Source organism: Cobetia sp. BMC6 (assembly GCF_029991385.1).
GTDB lineage: Bacteria > Pseudomonadota > Gammaproteobacteria > Pseudomonadales > Halomonadaceae > Cobetia.
In genome coordinates, this window is record NZ_JAKUMF010000002.1 from 175,268 (window position 1) to 191,734 (window position 16,467).

At 64.4% G+C, this 16,467-nt stretch carries 12 protein-coding genes; 5 read left to right on the forward strand and 7 right to left on the reverse strand.

Annotated elements, in window-relative coordinates; translation table 11 throughout:
• Positions 1 to 39: 39 nt before the first annotated feature.
• The 4 genes from MKZ40_RS05000 to MKZ40_RS05015 all read right to left on the reverse strand — a co-directional run bounded on the left by MKZ40_RS05000 (position 40) and on the right by MKZ40_RS05015 (position 4,334).
• Positions 40 to 1,599, reverse strand: a complete 1,560-nt coding sequence (locus tag MKZ40_RS05000; protein WP_254626946.1) for an ABC transporter permease — start codon at positions 1,597 to 1,599, stop codon at positions 40 to 42.
• Complete coding sequence (locus tag MKZ40_RS05005; RefSeq protein ID WP_175088305.1) at positions 1,589 to 2,329, reverse strand: ATP-binding cassette domain-containing protein; 741 nt, start codon at positions 2,327 to 2,329, stop codon at positions 1,589 to 1,591. The genes MKZ40_RS05000 and MKZ40_RS05005 overlap by 11 nt, the downstream gene beginning before the upstream one ends.
• Before the next feature lie 4 nt (positions 2,330 to 2,333).
• Complete coding sequence (locus MKZ40_RS05010) at positions 2,334 to 3,215, reverse strand: putative selenate ABC transporter substrate-binding protein (protein ID WP_175088304.1); 882 nt, start codon at positions 3,213 to 3,215, stop codon at positions 2,334 to 2,336.
• A gap of 261 nt (positions 3,216 to 3,476) precedes the next feature.
• Positions 3,477 to 4,334 carry a MurR/RpiR family transcriptional regulator gene (locus MKZ40_RS05015; protein ID WP_175088303.1) on the reverse strand — a complete coding sequence of 286 codons (858 nt, stop codon included), beginning with the start codon at positions 4,332 to 4,334 and terminating at the stop codon, positions 3,477 to 3,479.
• Positions 4,335 to 4,723: 389 nt separating this feature from the next.
• On the opposite strand from MKZ40_RS05015, the gene zwf reads away from it, so the two are divergent.
• The 3 genes from zwf to MKZ40_RS05030 are packed head-to-tail and all read left to right on the forward strand — an operon-like array spanning position 4,724 to position 7,627.
• On the forward strand, positions 4,724 to 6,214 hold the full coding sequence (gene zwf, locus MKZ40_RS05020; protein ID WP_175088302.1) for a glucose-6-phosphate dehydrogenase: 1,491 nt from the start codon (positions 4,724 to 4,726) through the stop codon (positions 6,212 to 6,214).
• Between the two features lies 1 nt (position 6,215).
• On the forward strand, positions 6,216 to 6,908 hold the full coding sequence (pgl, locus tag MKZ40_RS05025) for a 6-phosphogluconolactonase (RefSeq protein WP_175088301.1): 693 nt from the start codon (positions 6,216 to 6,218) through the stop codon (positions 6,906 to 6,908).
• 56 nt (positions 6,909 to 6,964) lie between these two features.
• Entirely contained in the window at positions 6,965 to 7,627 is a 663-nt protein-coding gene (locus MKZ40_RS05030; RefSeq protein WP_175088300.1) for a bifunctional 4-hydroxy-2-oxoglutarate aldolase/2-dehydro-3-deoxy-phosphogluconate aldolase, read from the forward strand.
• A 266-nt stretch (positions 7,628 to 7,893) separates the two neighbouring features.
• On the opposite strand, the gene MKZ40_RS05035 is transcribed toward MKZ40_RS05030, so the two are convergent.
• From MKZ40_RS05035 to MKZ40_RS05045, 3 genes are all read right to left on the reverse strand, one after another.
• Positions 7,894 to 8,946 (reverse strand): 2-dehydropantoate 2-reductase, encoded by a 1,053-nt coding sequence (locus MKZ40_RS05035; RefSeq protein ID WP_254626945.1) that lies wholly within the window; start codon positions 8,944 to 8,946, stop codon positions 7,894 to 7,896.
• 120 nt (positions 8,947 to 9,066) lie between these two features.
• Positions 9,067 to 11,184, reverse strand: coding sequence for a DNA topoisomerase III (locus MKZ40_RS05040; protein WP_175088299.1), 2,118 nt, complete (start codon positions 11,182 to 11,184; stop codon positions 9,067 to 9,069).
• A 69-nt stretch (positions 11,185 to 11,253) separates the two neighbouring features.
• The gene (locus MKZ40_RS05045; protein WP_175088298.1) at positions 11,254 to 13,161 is read right to left on the reverse strand and encodes a hypothetical protein; all 1,908 of its coding nucleotides are present in this window, start codon (positions 13,159 to 13,161) and stop codon (positions 11,254 to 11,256) included.
• Between the two features lie 267 nt (positions 13,162 to 13,428).
• Between MKZ40_RS05045 and MKZ40_RS05050 the strand changes: the two genes are divergently transcribed.
• Both MKZ40_RS05050 and MKZ40_RS05055 read left to right on the forward strand, forming a co-directional pair.
• On the forward strand, positions 13,429 to 14,367 hold the full coding sequence (locus MKZ40_RS05050; RefSeq protein ID WP_254626944.1) for a homocysteine S-methyltransferase family protein: 939 nt from the start codon (positions 13,429 to 13,431) through the stop codon (positions 14,365 to 14,367).
• Positions 14,368 to 14,510: 143 nt separating this feature from the next.
• Positions 14,511 to 16,337, forward strand: coding sequence for an SEC-C domain-containing protein (locus MKZ40_RS05055; protein ID WP_175088297.1), 1,827 nt, complete (start codon positions 14,511 to 14,513; stop codon positions 16,335 to 16,337).
• The last annotated feature ends 130 nt before the right edge of the window (positions 16,338 to 16,467 follow it).

A 16,467-nucleotide genomic window follows, 5' to 3' on the forward strand; every position in this document is an offset into this window, starting at 1 on the left:
CGTCATGAAGTCAGCGCCTACTCCTGTGTAGGGTAAGAGTCAGCGCACGCAGCTGTCTTCCGAGATCTCGCCGCTCGGGCGCAGGCGCCGCGCGAGACTGTCAACGCCGATATTGAGCATGGCGGTGAGCACCAGCAAGGCAAATGCCTGATCGAACATCAGGTATTCGAAGCTCGAGTCGATATGAAAGCCTAGCGTCACCACCCCCAGCATGCCGAGAATCGCTGTCTCGCGAATGATGGTCTCGGCGCGGTAGAGCAGCAATGCGAACATGCCGGGGGCGACACGCGGGTTGAGCTCATAGAGCCAGCATTCGAATTTGCCCTGCGGGCGACTGGGCGGCAGCTGAATCTGGTCGGCGTGACGCGCACACAGGAAGGCGATGATCGCCCCATTGTGCAGCGCCAATGCCAGCCAGGCGGGCAGCAGCGATGGCCCCAGCAGCAACAGCAGGATGAAGGCCAGAATCAGCTCCGGCGTGGTACGCAGGAAGATCAGCAGGCCGTTGGTCGAGTGCCGTGAGAGACGATTGCCCACATGGCGGCTGGCCAGCGGCCATAGCAGCATGGCGATCAACAGACTGCCGGCGGTGCCCAGCAGGCCAAGCAGCAGGGTGTTGCCGATGGCGGGCAGCAGGTCGGGCAGATGGCTTGCCCACTGCAGCAGGCCTGTGACGAGCTCGCCCGAGATCAGTGACTCGAAGGATGCATTGACCAGCGGTGCCGGCCAGATGTCATGGTTGATGAAGCGCCACAGCAGGGTCGGGCTGACATCGGGCCATGGCCCCAGCCACCAGAGGCTGGCGATGGCCAGTATCGGCAACGCCCGGCGGTGCCCCCACCAGGGAAGCGTGGCGATCAGCAGATAGAAGATCCACAGCAGGGCGCCCGCCTCGGCGTAACGGCCCTCGCGAAAGGCGCTTTCCAGATAGAACCCGAGCGTGGGCAAGCCGACGAAGCCGAGCAGCACGCTGGCGCGCAGTCCGCATTCGAAGCGATAACGGGTGTAGCTGGCCATGCGCCGCCACGCCATCGGTAGCTCTGCATACACAAAGCGCATCGCGCGCGAGCTGGCCCAGGGCAGCGCCTTTAGTGGCGCCTGCGGCAGCTGTTCGAGAATCTCGGCATAGACCTTGGCGAAGGTCGCCGCATAGGGAATCGTGATCGCGGCCAGCGCCGTGGCGGCCGATAGCCCGAACACCTGCAGCAGCAGCAGCGCCCAGAACAGCTCATGCACCGCACGCAGCCCGGCGCAGATGCCCCGTAGCAGGCGCGAGCGTGAGTAGACCAGCGCCAATGGCAGTCCGATCAGCGCGCCCAGTAGCGTACCCCACAGCGCGAAGGCGATGGTCAGGACCAGAGCGTGCAACGGGGACTCCAGCTCACCGGGCGCAGGCGACGCCAGACCCGCCAGCATGCGGCCCAGCTCCTGCCAGGGGTCACGCGAGGTGACGGAGAGATCGGCGAAGGGCGCCAGCACCAGCATCGCGATGACCAGACCGCCACCGAGGCGCAACAGGCGCGCGCCGTCACTGCGTGCCTGCCACCAGCGAGGAGGGCGAAGTCGCTCTGCTGTCACGCTGGAAGATTCAGCTGGCATCGGATGACTCGTGGGTCGCCGCAGCGGGGTACAGGAAGTCCAGGTCGGCGGGAGCCAGTCCGTCGGTCGCGACATCCAGCAGCACCTGACCATGACGACGATCCATGCCTTCAGTCTGCTTGCCAAGCCCGATCACCCTTGTGAAGTGAGTGAGTGCCAGCTCGCGCTGATGAAGCGCCACCACGCTGGTGGCGTGACGGGCATGAATCAGCTGGATCAGCTGACTGGCCTGATACGGGTCCACGCTGGCGACGGGTTCATCCCCCAGAAACAGGTCATGGCCCTGATAGAGCGCGCGTGCGATGGCGACGCGCTGGCGCTGACCGCCGGAAAGCGCCTCGACGGAGCGCTCCATCAGCCCGGCGATACCCAGCGGCTCGCACAGGGCGGCGACCGCCTGCCAGTGAGCCGGTTTCGGGCGCAGCAGGTTGCACAGATTGGTCAGCCGTGAGTGCTGGTCCAACCTGCCCATGAAGATGTTGTGATAGACCGACAACTGCGGCACCAGTCCCTGACGTTGAGGGCACCAGGCGGCCGCGACACCGCGCTGTTGCAGCGCGGCACGCAGAGCTTCCAGCAGCGTGGACTTGCCCGCACCGCTGGCACCGAGCAGGGCGACGCGCTCGCCCGGCATCAGGCGGATATCCAGATCACGCAGGACCACCTCGGCGCCATGGCCGAGGTGGTCCTGCGTCAGGTGCAGCAGTGGAGAGGGTGTTTCCTGAGTCATGAGCTCAGCGCAGCAGACCGAGCTGTTCACCGACGGTCTTGATCGGCGCGTAGTCATCGTTGCTGGCCGGGATGAAGCCGGAGCGCGGGAAGCTCTCGAGCAGGTCCGGGGCCTTCATGTCCAGCAGCGCCCGGGTGACGTGGGCGGTGAAGTCCGCGCCGAAGTGGCTGTCGGCATCGCCACGAATCGTCCACTGATAATCCGGGTAGGCCGGTGTCTGCCACAGCACCTGCACCTTGCTCGGGTCGACCTTGCCGTCCTTGACGGCCGCATCCCAGACCGCGAAGTTGACCGCGCCCACATCGTAGGTACCGGCGGCGACCAGCGCGATGGTGCGGGAGTGGTCGCCGGAGAAGCCGACGCGGCTGAACAGGGCGTCCGGCGCCTGCTGGAACTGCTCGCGCAGATAGTATTCCGGCATCAGGCGACCCGAAGTGGAGGTCTTGGCGCCGAAGGTGAAGGAGTGGCCTTCGATGGTGTCGGGCAGGGTATCCAGCGGCTCGGCGGCATCGCCGGCCAGCTTGAGGTCGCGACGCGCGATGAAATAGCTGCGGAAGGCGGCGTCTTCCACGCCCTGCGCGATGGCGACGGAGCCCGGTACCATCTGACGCGCCTGAACGCCGGTCAGGCCGCCGAACCAGGCCATCTGGATCTGATCATTGCGGAAGGCGCTGACGGCGGCGCTGTAGGATTTGACCGGCACGTACTCGACATCGACGCCGAGCTTCTCTTCCAGATAGTCGGCGACCTTGTCGAAGCGCTCGACCAGGCGTGACTCGTCTTCATCCGGAATCGCCGTGAACTTGAAGGTGTCGGCCTGAGCCAGACTCATCGTCACGGGAAGGGCGGATATCAGGGTCAGAGCAGCAGTGGCCAGCCAGCGCATGGGAAGCATCCTCAGCATTCACGACATGAGACATCATGCGGCGAACACCGCATGTCAGGGAGTATGGCGCGTATTGTTGTGTCTTGATCACGCGGGTGCAAGCCCCGCGCCATCCCTGAAGGATCGCTCAAGTGACGCGGAAGGGTCAGCAACGCGCCGAATGGCCTCGCAGGAAGCGCTCATCTGCTCTGGCTGGGACTGATGACGCCGAGCCTGGTGCTGGTGATTTTCAGAAAGTGCTCATGGCGTCCAGACAGGTGCTCAAGATTCCGGTGGGAAGCGGGTGTCCTTCAAGCTGTCCTTGATCTTCTTGAGGTGCTGCTGGAAGTCTTCCCCACGGCGCAGCGTCACGCCGGTGGCCAGCACGTCGATCAAGGCCAGGTGGATCATGCGTGAGGTCATCGGCATATAGATATCGGTGTCTTCCGGTGCCATGACTTCCAGTACTTCGGTGCACTCGCGCGCCAGCGGAGAGTCCGGTGCGGTGATGCCCAGTACCGCGGCGCCATTGCTGCGTGCGAGCTTGGCGATATCGACCAGCTCGCGGGTGCGTCCAGTGTAGGAGATGATCACTATCACGTCGCCGGTATGGCAGGCGGCGGCCACCATGCGCTGCATGAGCACGTCTTCATAGGCCATGACCGGCAGGTTGAAGCGGAAGAACTTGTGCTGGGCATCCGCCGCCACCGGGCCTGAGGCGCCAAGGCCGAAGAAGCAGATCTGCTTGGCCTGGCTCAGGTAGTCGACGGCGCGTTCGATGCGTCTGGGATCCAGTGCGCGTCGGGCATCGTCCAGCGCCGCCACGGTGGCGCCGAGAATCTTGTCGCCATAGGACGCGGCATCATCGTTCTGTTCGACACTGCGCGACACGTAGGGCGTGCCGCCGGCAAGGCTCTGGGCCAGCTTGATCTTGAAGTCGGGGAAGCCCTTGGCATCGAAGTTGCGACAGAAGCGGTTGACGGTGGGCTCGCTGACCAGCGAGGCCTGAGCGAGCGCCGCGATGCTCATGCCGGTGGCCGCAGCCGGGTCCGCCAGAATGACGTCGGCGACCTTGCGCTCGGAGCGGTTGAGCTCGTCGAGACGTTCACGGATGCGATTGATGAGGTCGTGTACTGCCATTCGCCTGTTACCCTGCCATTGTGTAGTGAAATAACTACGTAATCTGGGCATCCTAGCCTCACTCGTCTGGTAGGCCAAGCATCTCTTTGGGTCACTTGCTGATCCAGGGGCGCGAAGGACGAGGTGGAGGCGAAAGCGCCGCTGACTACCACTTTTAGGTAAGTTTACCTATTTGTGGGGCGAATTGTCTTGAGTGACAGCGGCGTTATCGCTACATTTGTTGTTAATATAACCAGCCATGTATCGCCAACGCCTTCCCGGTGCCGTGTGTCACTCGAGCCTCTCCTCGCCGCGCCAGCCTGCGCAGCTTTCAGGAAGCGGGTTCGATGTCGCCCACCTTGTCGGTCATTTCGGCATACAGGGCAGTTTCGACGGGAGAAATCGGCGGCATGAGTTCCGACATCATTCCGGGCGTGGATATTGCCCTGTTCGGCGCCTTGGGCGACCTCGCCAAGCGCAAGCTGTATCCAGCCCTCTATCACCTCGACCGTGACGGCCTGCTCGAGAAGGCAACCCGCCTGATCGGTCTGGCGCGTCAGGATGTCAGCCTCGAATCCTTCAAGGACACCGTGCAGGCGGCGCTCAAGGAGCGCGTCAAGCCGGAGCACCTCGAGAAGGAATGCATCGAGCGCTTCCTTTCTCGTATCAGTTACGCGGCGCTGGACTTCAGCACCGTGGAAGGCTATTCCGCGATCGCCGATTGGCGAGTGGATGACAAGGGCAAGCCATCACCGCGCCCGCTGATGATCTATCTTTCCGTACCGTCGCGTATCTACGGCGATATCAGCAGCAATCTGCAGGCTGCGGGCTGCCTCGACGAGCACTCGCGTGTCGTGGTCGAGAAGCCGATCGGTTCTGATCTGGAGAGCTCGCGCGTCGTCAACGACGCGATCGGTGCCGTCTTCCACGAATCCCAGATCTATCGCATCGATCATTACCTGGGCAAGGAAACCGTCCAGAACCTGATCGCGCTGCGCTTCGCCAATCCGATGTTCGGCAATCAGTGGAATCAGAACCAGATTTCCCACGTCGAGATCACCGTGGCGGAAAAGGTCGGCATCGAAGGTCGCTGGGGTTACTTCGATCAGGCCGGTCAGCTGCGTGACATGGTGCAGAACCACCTGCTGCAGCTGCTATGCCTGATCGCGATGGATCCGCCGTCCAACCTGGACGCAGACGCCATTCGTGACGAGAAGGTCAAGGTGCTCAAGGCGCTGCGCCCGATCACCGGCGAGCGTCTCAACACGGATCTGGTGCGTGGCCAGTACATCGCGGGTGCCGTCGACGGCCAGCACGTGCCGGGCTATCTCGAGGAAGAGGGTGCCAACACCGAATCCCAGACCGAGACCTTCGTGGCCTTCAAGACCGAAGTCTCCAACTGGCGCTGGGCCGGTGTGCCGTTCTACCTGCGGACCGGCAAGCGCATGCCGGAGAAGCTGTCACAGATCGTGATCCACTTCCGTCAGCAGCCGCACTATATCTTCGATCCGGACCAGCGCTCGCTGGCGGCCAACAAGCTGATCATCCGTCTTCAGCCGTCCGAAGGCATCTCCCTGCAGGTGCTGACCAAGGATTCCGGTCTCGACAAGGGCATGCGTCTGCGCCCGGGCCCGCTGGATCTCGACTTCAACAGCGCCTTCCCCAAGCGCCGTATTCCGGAAGCTTACGAACGTCTGCTGCTGGAGGTCATCAAGGGCCAGCAGTATCTGTTCGTGCGTCGTGACGAGATCGAACACGCCTGGCGCTGGGTCGATACCCTCATCGATGGCTGGGAATCTCGCGCCGCCACGCCACGCCGTTATCCGGCTGGCTCCTGGGGGCCCGTCTCCTCGATCGCGATGATCACGCGCGATGGTCGCAGCTGGTATGAGGAGTATTGAGATGAGCGCCACCGTGACTGAGCAGGACCCGCGCGGTCAGACTGCACACTCTCTCGCCGAGTATCTGGCCGCCGCCTTGCGGGCTGATCTTGACGTTGATCCGTCAGCGCGTGCGCTGCTGGTGGTTTCCGGCGGCTCCACGCCCAAGCCGCTGTTTGCCGCGCTGCGCGACAAGCCGCTGGACTGGTCGCGGGTCGATATCACCCTCGCCGATGAGCGCTGGGTGAGCGAAGACGCCGATGACAGCAATGCACGTTTCGTGCGTGAGCACCTGCTGAGCGGCGCGGCCAGTGCCGCCACCTTCCATCCGCTGACCAACGCCGAGGCAGAGCCAGAGGACGGTTGCGCAGAAGTGAGCGCTCGCATCGCGGCGCTCCCCTGGCCGGCTTCCGCGCTGATTCTCGGCATGGGCGGCGATGGCCACACGGCCTCGCTGTTCCCGGATGGCGACCGCCTGCAGGAAGCGCTGACCAGTGCGGATTGCTGTGTGCCGATGCGAGCACCCAGCGTGCCACAAGCGCGTATCACGCTGTCCCTCGAGCGTCTGCGCCAGACGCGTCGTACCGTGCTTCACCTCACGGGGACCGACAAGCAGGCCGTGTTGTCGCGTGCGCTGAGCGATGTCGAAGCGGTCAGTGAACTGCCGATTCGTGCCTTCCTGTCCGCGCCGCTGGCGCTTTACTGGGCCCCCTGATCACATCGGCCGCGGCCAGCCACAAGGGCGGCTGGCCGCGGCACAAGGAGAACGCCATGAGCTTTGAAAAACAGCTTCCGTCGACTCGCACCACCGAGATCGACAGCATCTGCCAGAAGGCCTCCGTGCTGCCGGTGATCGCCGTCGAGCGCATCGAGGACGCCGTACCGCTGGGCAAGGCCCTCTACGAAGGTGGCCTGACCGTACTGGAAGTCACGCTGCGTACCGACTGCGCGCTGGAAGCCATCCGTCTGATGCGTGAAGCGCTGCCCAATGCCAGCATCGGTGCCGGCACCGTGTTGACGCCGGAACAGTATCGCCAGGTGGAAGAGCTGGGCGTCGACTTCATCGTCACGCCGGGCACCACCGAAGCGCTGTACCAGTACGGCGTGACCAGCAGCGTGCCGATGCTGCCGGGTGTCGCGACCGTCTCGGAGCTGATGACGGGCTGGCAGTACGGTTACCGTCGCTTCAAGTTCTTCCCGGCGGAAGCTTCGGGCGGCGTCAATGCGATCAAGTCCTTCGGTGGCCCGATCAGTGAAGCACGCTTCTGCCCGACGGGTGGCATTTCTCTGAGCAATGCCGCTGACTATCTCGCGCTCAAGAACGTGATGTGTGTCGGTGGTAGCTGGGTCGCGCCGCAGAAGCTGATCGATGCGGGTGACTGGGATGGTATCCGCGCGCTGGCGCGTGAAGCCTCAGAGCGTTTCCACCGCTGAAGCCTGATATCTGGATGAGTGCTCTTTCGACTCAGCGCTCGCGAGCCGCTGCGCAGGCAACTACGCGAGCACTGAGTCCTGGCCACTGATCCAGCGGTTGCCTGTCAACGTCATGTACGTCGTGCTTGAGGCTGACAGGCTGCCAGTATTGCTCTCTCTCGACAGCTTGGCTGTTGCTTGTGACCCGTCTCTCGCGAGGCGGGTCTTTTTTTGTGCGTGTCATCTGGCAGGCTGTCGAGTCAGGTGGGCTGGTCGTGATGCCGGTTTCAGCGCTGCGGCGTGCTCAGCTGGTGGTAGAGGTCATTCAGCAAGGGCAGGGCCAGGCCATGTCGGGAGGCAGTGCTGCGCAACGGGCCAAGGATCGCCTCGACCTCGGTAGGGCGACCGGCCAGCACATCCTGCAGCATCGAGGCGCGATTGTTGGCGGTCGCGCGGATGACCTGTTCGACCAGCGCCTGCCAGCCTCCCCCCGGAGCAGGGATGCCTTCGCTATCCAGTACCGTGCTGATCTCCTCGACAGCCTGGCGCACCATTGGCGCAAAGGGCTGGTCGCGCAGCTGGCCATTGCGAATGCGGTAGCGTGCCACCAGGGGATTGATCGCCGCATTGATCGCCAGCTTGTGCCACAGACGAGTCTGGATGTCCGATGTCTGTTCACATGCAAACCCTGCTGCTCTGAGCCAGTCACATTGCAAGAGAGCGGCCTGATGGGACTGGCGGCCGGGGTCGCCGTCGCCGTCACTTTGCCATGCGCCCAACCAGGTGTGGCCGCGCCCGGCGTGTTGCACGCCAAGGTGCTGGAGGTCATCCGTTGTTGGGTCAGTGTCAGGCGTCGCGCTGGCGCCAGTCTCGGCTGGCAGCCAGGCGCCTTCGGTGGTGCTGGCGCATAGCAGGTTGGCGTGGCGTTCGGCCAGCCACGGCTGAGCGCTCAGGCCATTCTGCCAGCAGGTCACGGGTGTCTCGGGCGTGATATGTGGTGTCAGTTGCTGCCACACGGCGGGTACGCCGTGGGCCTTGGTCGTCAGCCAGATGGCAGAGGGCTTTCTGGATGGCAGGCCTTGTAGTGTGTCAATTGTTGAATAGATTATCTTTTCGATAACACATAGTGCTTCAGGTGTAGTCATCTCGAGCGCGACCGCCTGCCCCGGCATCGCTTGGCGTCCCAGCAGCAAGACACGCGGTAGCTCGGATGTTCCCTGCTCCCGAAGCTCTCGCTGGCGTGCTGCCATCAGCGAAGCCGCCAACAGGCGCCCGATGGCACCCGGGCCGATGATCCACAGCCAGTTGTCTTCCGGATCAATCATTGTGTGCGTATCCATCCTCGTGTCATCTGCCATCTGCCATCTGTCATCGGAGAGATGAGCAGTGCTGGTTGGAAAAGAGAATAGCAATACCCCTGCCCGCAGGAGGAGGCCGGTTGTACTCCACCTGACCCGCTGTCAGCTATCGGTCTTGCGCCGTGAGGTAGTCGCTCGCTTGCGGGGGCTTCTGGATGAGGCACTTTTACGAGAAGCACCGTCCGTAGTGCTGCCAGCAGCAGCCTTTCCTGACGCACTGCCAGACACGCGCTTCTTGTAGGACGTGGCCTTGCGACGCGAACCGCCCTTGCCACCGCCCTTGCGCGGCGCGGGTGTCGCACCGCCGACGCTGGCCAATGCCGTGCTCAGACGACTGGCGGAGCTATCGGCGAGCAGCGCACGCAGATCCACGATCAGATCGCTCAAGAAGGGCGCCGCCGGGTCGCCTTGCTCGTGGATCATGCTCAGGCGTTGCTCCCATTGTGCGGTGCGCTCCGGGCGCGACACGGCGGGCGGCAGGGCATGAATCAGCGCGCGGCCGATACGCGTCGAGCGCATCGCCTGGCCCTCGCGCACCAGATAGCCGCGATTGATCAGGGTCTCGAGCATGCCGGCGCGTGTCGCCTCGGTGCCCAGGCCATCCACATCGCGCAGCGTGCGCCGCACCGCTTCATCCTCGACGTAGCGTGCGATGTTCATCATCGCCTGGATCAGGCTGGCGTCATTGAAGGGCTCCGGCGGGCGGGTCTCCTTTTCCTCGATACCGCAGTCGAGCACGCAGGCCGGTTCGCCTGCCGTCAGGGCGGGCAGTGGCGGCGGGGTCTTGTCATCGGCGGCTGCGTTCCTGTCAGCTGCCTCCCTGGTCTCCGCCGTGCGCTGGAACAGCACCTTCCAGCCCTCGTCGATGACGCTGCGGCCACTGGCGCGGAAGGGCTCCTTGGCGAAGCGCAGTTCGACCTTGACCTCGCGATAGCGATAGGCCGGATAGAACTGGGCCAGCACGTTGCGCGTGATCATGCGATAGAGGTTGGCTTCATCGCGAGAGAGGCGCGCATAGTCCGGTTCACGCCCGGTCGGCGCCAAGGCGTGGTGTGCGCTGACCTTGCTGTCATTGAAGGCACGCGAGCGCAGACTGAAATCGGCGCCGCCACTGAAGCGCTCAAGCTCGCGGTCGCCCACGCAGGCGCTGATCATCAGATTGGCCATTCCGGCGTGATGTTCGCGCGGCAGATAACGGCAATCGGAGCGCGGGTAGGTGATCAGCTGGTGACGCTCATAGAGCGCCTGGCAGGTGTCGAGTACCTTCTGGGCCGGCAGGCGAAAGCGGCGCGCAGCATCGACCTGCAGCGCCGAGAGCGAGTAGGGCAGCGGTGCGGGTTGAGACTTGTCGCTGGCCTCGACACTTTCGACATGGCCATCGCCGAGGGTGGTCAAGGTCGCGAGATGGCGGGCGAGGCGCTCGGCGGGGCGGCTATCCAGCAGGCGACCCTTGTCATCCAGCGGTAGTGGGGTGCCCTTGTCCGCCAGGCGTTGCAACCAGGGCGAGCTGGGCGCATGCCACCAGGCCTTGAAGCTGCCCGCCGCCACACCAGCCTCGATCCACAGCGGAAAGAAGGCGCGGGGCTCGAAGGCCTCGATTTCCTCGTCACGGCGCACGACCAGCCCCAGCAGCGGCGTCTGCACACGACCCACCGACAGGACACCGTCGTGGCCAGCCTGGCGCCCGGTCAATGTCCAGGCGCGGGTCAGGTTCATGCCATATAGCCAGTCGGCGCGCTGTCGCGCCAGCGCGGCTTCATAGAGCGGCTGCCAGCGCTGATTGTCGTCCAGCTTGTTGAGGGCACGGCTGACGGCGGGGCGGTTCATGTCACTGATCAGCAGACGCTTGACCGGCCCGCGCCAGCGCATGTGCTCCAGTACTTCCTGCACCAGCAGCTGGCCTTCACGGTCAGGGTCACCGGCATGCACGACCTCATCGGCCAGCTTGAGCTGCTCGCGGATGGTCTTGAGCTGACCGCGCGCCTGGCTGCGCGGCTTGAGTTTCCATTGCTCGGGGATGATCGGCAGATGATCCAGCGACCAGCGCTTGAAGCGCTCGTCGTAGTCATCCGGCGGGGCCTGCTCCAGCAGGTGGCCGATGCACCAGGTGACACGGGTGTCACCGGCATCGATATAGCCGTCGCGCTTGCTTGAGCGTCCGGGCAGCGCCTCGGCAATGGCGCGGGCGAGGCTGGGCTTTTCGGCGATGATCAGACGCATCGGGCATCCTGCGGTCAAAGGCTGTCGATATGATGATCCATACAGTATGCCGTTGGCCCGAGGCAGGGATCAATCGTCGTCGAGCGCACGACGTGCCTGGACGAGGGCGCGATACCAGTCGCGATTGGCGGTCTGGATCAGCGGTGGGCGATTGGAGAGATAGCTGACCGGGTGGTGGTCGGTGGGCTGATAGTTGCTGAGCATGTTGAGTGTCGCTTCACGGGCGCCGAAGGTGTCGCGCAGGAACTCGATGGCCAGCGGCTCCAGCTCGACGCGGTAGTGGCGCACCAGCGCGATGGCCAGTGATTCGGCGGTGCGTGACAGGTCATCGTCGATCTCGCGCACCATGGCGCTGCCCAGGGCCGCCTTGGCTGCCGCGGACTGATTGGGCTCCAGCTGGCCGAAATAGGCGGCGTTGGAGCCATTGATGGCGCGCTGCACGGCCGGGCGTGACAGGTGTATGTGGGGCTCCAGTGCGAGGGCGATCTCGACCGCCATCGCCTTGGCCTTGTCGACACCGACCCGCAGCACCGTCTCGCGGGCCTGGTAGGCGATCTCGCTGTCGACGCGCTTGATGCGGCTCTCGTTCAAGTGATCGGCCAGATGCTTGCAGACCTCCGCCTTGGCTTCATCGTCCAGCGCGATGGTCTTTTCCTGGATGCGTAGACCGCGGCGGCCAGGGCCGACCCGCAGGCGGGTGGCGTCATCGGACATCTGCGAGGCGATGTTTTCCCAGCGCTTGGACATCTTGAGGAAGACGGCGTGGCTGCGCCCGACCTGCTCGTAGGCATTGGTCACCGTCTTGTAGAGACGGATGGCGTTGGTCAGTATGTCGGCGCGCGAGCGCAGCGCGGCGCGGTGTTCACGATCGCCCTCATTGACCGCGATCGCCAGATGCGTCACCTGCTCGGCAAGGGCGTCCATCGCCTGGGTGGAGCGCTCCAGCAGTACCTCGGCGCGCAGGCCGGAGGCGGCATCCTCCACCAGGGTGCCGGACTGCTCGGCCAGATAGACCGTCAGCGCCTTGAGGCGTGACAGGCCGGTGGCCTGACGAATGCGATAACGCGAGCGGGCATGCTCGAGGTTGTCCAGTGCGCGCGCCAGCTTCCAGCGGCCACGGTATTCGAAAGTCAGCAGCGGAATCTTGCGCCCGCTGATCAGCTCGAAGGCCAGAATCAGCATTTCCTCCACGTCCTGCAGGGTCATCAGCAGGTCGTTGTCCTGCTCGATGGCGGCCAGCACACGCTCGATGAAGTTCTCGTCACGCGGCACGCCACTGTGCAGGTCGGGCGCGCGCCCTTCGAAGCGCTCACGCAGCAGGCCGATGGCCTCGGGGGCCAGCTCGGCCAGCTCATTGAACTGGGGTTCGAGCCATTCACGGTTGAGGCTGTTCATGTCGCGGATACGCGCATGCAGGCCCACGCGACGGTAGACGTCGATCTGGCTGATGATGCGCGCGGCATCACGGTCATCGAGCAGCTCCAGCGCCGCCAGCTCGACCCCCTCCGGCGCCAGGTCCTGCTTGCGCAGCAGCATGGCCGCCGCTTCACGCCGGCGGGCATCGCCTTCGAGGCTCTCGACGATCAGGTTGCGCGTGGCGAGGATCAGCTCCGGCACGGTGTCGATCACGCGCTCGATCTTGGCTTCGGTGCGGTCATAGCGCCGTGAGCTGGTCAGATTGTGGGCGATATTGGCCACGATGCCCGCGACACCGGTGATGACGGTGTAGGAGATGAAGAAGATGTAGTTCTCGAAGGTCGGTTCCTTGCCGTAACCGAGCAGATAGCCGCCCCAGGCGCCGATCAGCGTCACCGGGCCTGCGGTCCACAGGATCTGCATCAGGCTCACCGACCAGGGCACACGCTCCACGGCCTGGGTAATGCGGCGAATCTCGTCGCGGCCCTCACGCTCCAGACGTACCTGGGGCGCGTCATTGGCAGTGTTGGCTCGGGGACGAAAGGGGCTCGGCAACAGCAAGGCAGGCTTCCTTGATTGAACGGGGTGGGGCATCTGGCGCGACATGGGCTGCCGAGAGGTTCGTGAGCACGAGCCTCGAGCGCAGCGCGGGGCAAAGAATGCCGTCAACAGTAGCATTGGGCAGCCTTTTGGCTCCAGTGAGCAAGGGCCGCAAGCGGGTCGAGCGTGGTAGAATTTCGCCCGCCACTGACTGGCCAGTGGGTCTCGCCAGGTCGTCAGGCTCACGCTAGGACATCAAAAAGCTCTGGAGGTTGTGTGGAACGAGTCTTGGAAGCAGGAAAGGGGGCAGGCGACGGGGCTGAAGTCGTGCTGCTGGACGGCGGCATGGGTCAGGAACTGGTGCGCCGTAGCGGTCGTGAGCCGACGCCGCTGTGGTCGTCTCAGGTGATGCTGGACCAGCCTGAGCTGGTGCGTGACCTGCACCTGGATTTCATTCGTGCCGGCGCGCGTGTCATCACGCTCAATACCTACACGGCCACGCCGCAGCGTCTGGGCCTGGCGGGTGTCGGCGAGTCGATCGCGGCGATTCATGCCGCGGCTGGCAAGGCCGCGCGGGATGCCATCGCCCTGAGTGGCGAGGCGAACGTGCGCGTGGCGGGTTGCCTGCCGCCGTTGGTCGCCACCTATCGCCCCGATGTCGCGCCGAGTGCTGACGAATCCCTTGCCAGCTATCGCCGCCTGGTGGAATTGCAGGCGCCGCTGGTCGATGTCCTGCTGTGTGAGGCGCTGTCTTCCTGCGTCGAGGCTCGCGCCGCTGCCACCGCCGCACTCGAGAGCGGCTTGCCGGTGTGGGTCTCGCTGACGGTGAAGGATGATCTGACCGCGACCCTGCGCAGCGGTGAGCCGCTGGCAGACGCGATCATCATGCTCCAGGAGATGGGTGTGGACGCCGTCCTGATCAATTGCAGCGCGCCGGAAGCCATTCAGGGTAGTCTGGAAAATCTGCTGGCCAGCCCGCTGCCGACCGGCGCCTATGCCAATGGCTTCACCTCCATTGCGGAACTCACCCCCGGCGGCACCGTCAAGGACCTCAAGGCGCGCGAAGACCTGGGGCCGGAGCAGTACGCAGCGCATGCGCTGGGGTGGGTCAATGCCGGCATTCGTATCGTCGGCGGTTGCTGCGAGGTGGGCCCGGCGCATATCGCCTGTCTGGCCGAACAGCTCAGGTCAGCAGGTTATCGCTGCGTCAGCCGCTTGAGTGAGTGAACGATGAGGGGCGAGGCTTCCTCGTGATAGACTTCGCCCCTTGATTCGCAGGTTCTGACGGGCACCGCGCCTGAGGAAACGCCGAGGTGGCGACCAGAATGCGGTGCCTGCAGGGCTGTGAAACGCTTTTCTAGGGAGATGCCATGCTTGCCGAGTGGGTCGAACGGCTCTTGAGTTACGCCAGTGGGGCACTTGATGCCATCCGCGCCGATGAATCCTTTCCTGCCTTCATGCAGTGGGCGCATTCGGAGGGCGTGAACTACAGCGGTGGCGACGAAGCGCTGGCGGTAGCGCTGGCGCCGGTGCTGTGGAGCCAGACTCCGCTGGTGCGACTCGACTTCGCGCGCGAGTCGTTGGCACCGCCCGGGCGCAACGAGCCTTGCTGGTGTGACTCGGGTCGCAAGTACAAGCAGTGCTGCGACAAGGTGCAGCTGCCGGCGATTCCGGACCATCTGATGTGGATGCTGTCGCTGCGCGAGTTCAAGGGCGAACAGCTCAAGGCGGCGCTGGCCTCCGGTCTCGCGCCGGCGCAGGCGCTGCTCGAGGCGGGGTTGATCAGCGCCGAGAGCGGCAATCGCGGTCGGGCTCAGCAGATCATGGAGGCGCTGTTCGATACCAGCGACTGGTCGCGCCTGCCCGAGCAGGCCGAGCCTGGCTTCGAGCTGCTGCTGGATCTCTATCAGGAGCGCGGCTTCACCCGCAAGAAGGCGCTGCTGCTCGATGAGGTGCTGGAGCGTGGCCCTGCCTTCCTGCGCGGCGTCGCCTTGGAGCACCAATGTCTGCTGCATCTGGACAGCGATGATCTCGGCTCGGCGCGCGCCGCCTTCATTCGTGCCCAGCAGACGCTGCCCGATTCGCCGACGCTTGCCTATATCGAAGCCATGCTGCTGCTGCACGAGGGCCAGCCGGAAGAGGCGCAGGATCGTGCGCGCTTCTGGTGGCGTCGTCTGTCCAAGCAGAAGGACATCGAGCCCGGTCAGCTGGAATTCCTGGCGGATCTGGCCGAAAACCCGCGTGCCACGCTCGCCGAGCAGATGGTCAATTCCGATGAGTCCCTGTCGGATTCACTGGCCGCCCTGCAGGCGTTGTTCGAGGTGATCGAGCATCCGCCGCGTCTGGCGCTGGAAACGCAGGAAGATGGCAGTCTGCTGTTCCGTCAGAATGCGGAGCAGGCCGTGACACTCGGGCTCTGGGAGGCGGTCTTCCCGGCGCGTATCGAGGAAGAGGCGGCACTGGCGCTGGATATCGATCCCTGGGATGTCCAGGACCCCAACGAATGGCTGCAGCAGCTGTGCGCCAGCCCCGAGTGGCTGGACGTTCCGTCGGTGTGTCAGGGGCTGATCCTGGCGCTGGCCAGTCGCTTCGGTAGCCTGCCGTGGATGTCGGACACCTTCTTCGTGCCGCTGGCGCAGCGCTTCGATCGCTGGCTCGATCAGATCGAACAGGCCGGCGGCCTGTTGCGCTGGGAAGATGGCGACAACGCCCAGTTGCTGCGCTGTGGACTGGGGCTGGTGATCGGCATGGAGCGCGGTGAGCGCGAGCGTTCGCGCCAGCTGGCGGAGCGCCTGCTCAAGCTCGACGAGGAAGACAGCCTCGGCCTGCGTGAGCTGGTATTGGATCAGTTGCTGCGCGAAGGCCGCAACGACGAGGCCGTGACCCTCGCCGAGCATGATATCGAGCGACGTGCCGTCGATGAGGAAATGCCGTTGTTGGGCATCCTGATGGGCCAGGTGCTGGCGCTCTACCGACTGGGGCGCGACAAGGATGCCGAGCAGGCACTCGAGATCGTGCGGGAAGCCAATTCGCATCTGATCAGCCTGCTGCTGGCGGAGCATCCGCGGCCAGTGAGTCTGGCGGTGGAAGCGCCGGAACCCGGCACGCGTGGCGAGGCCTGGCAGTACCGCACCCTGATGCGGGACCAGTGGAAGCGCAGCGAGGGCGCGCTTGCCTGGCTGGCCAAGCATCGCTGAGTCGGTGTCAAAGACCGCTCATGCTACCTGGCGAGTGATCGCAAGCGCTCGTATGACGAAGTCCGTATGAAAAAAACCGCAGTGCCACGGCACTGCGGTTTTTTTGTGTCTCGTCCTGTAGCGCGAGGCG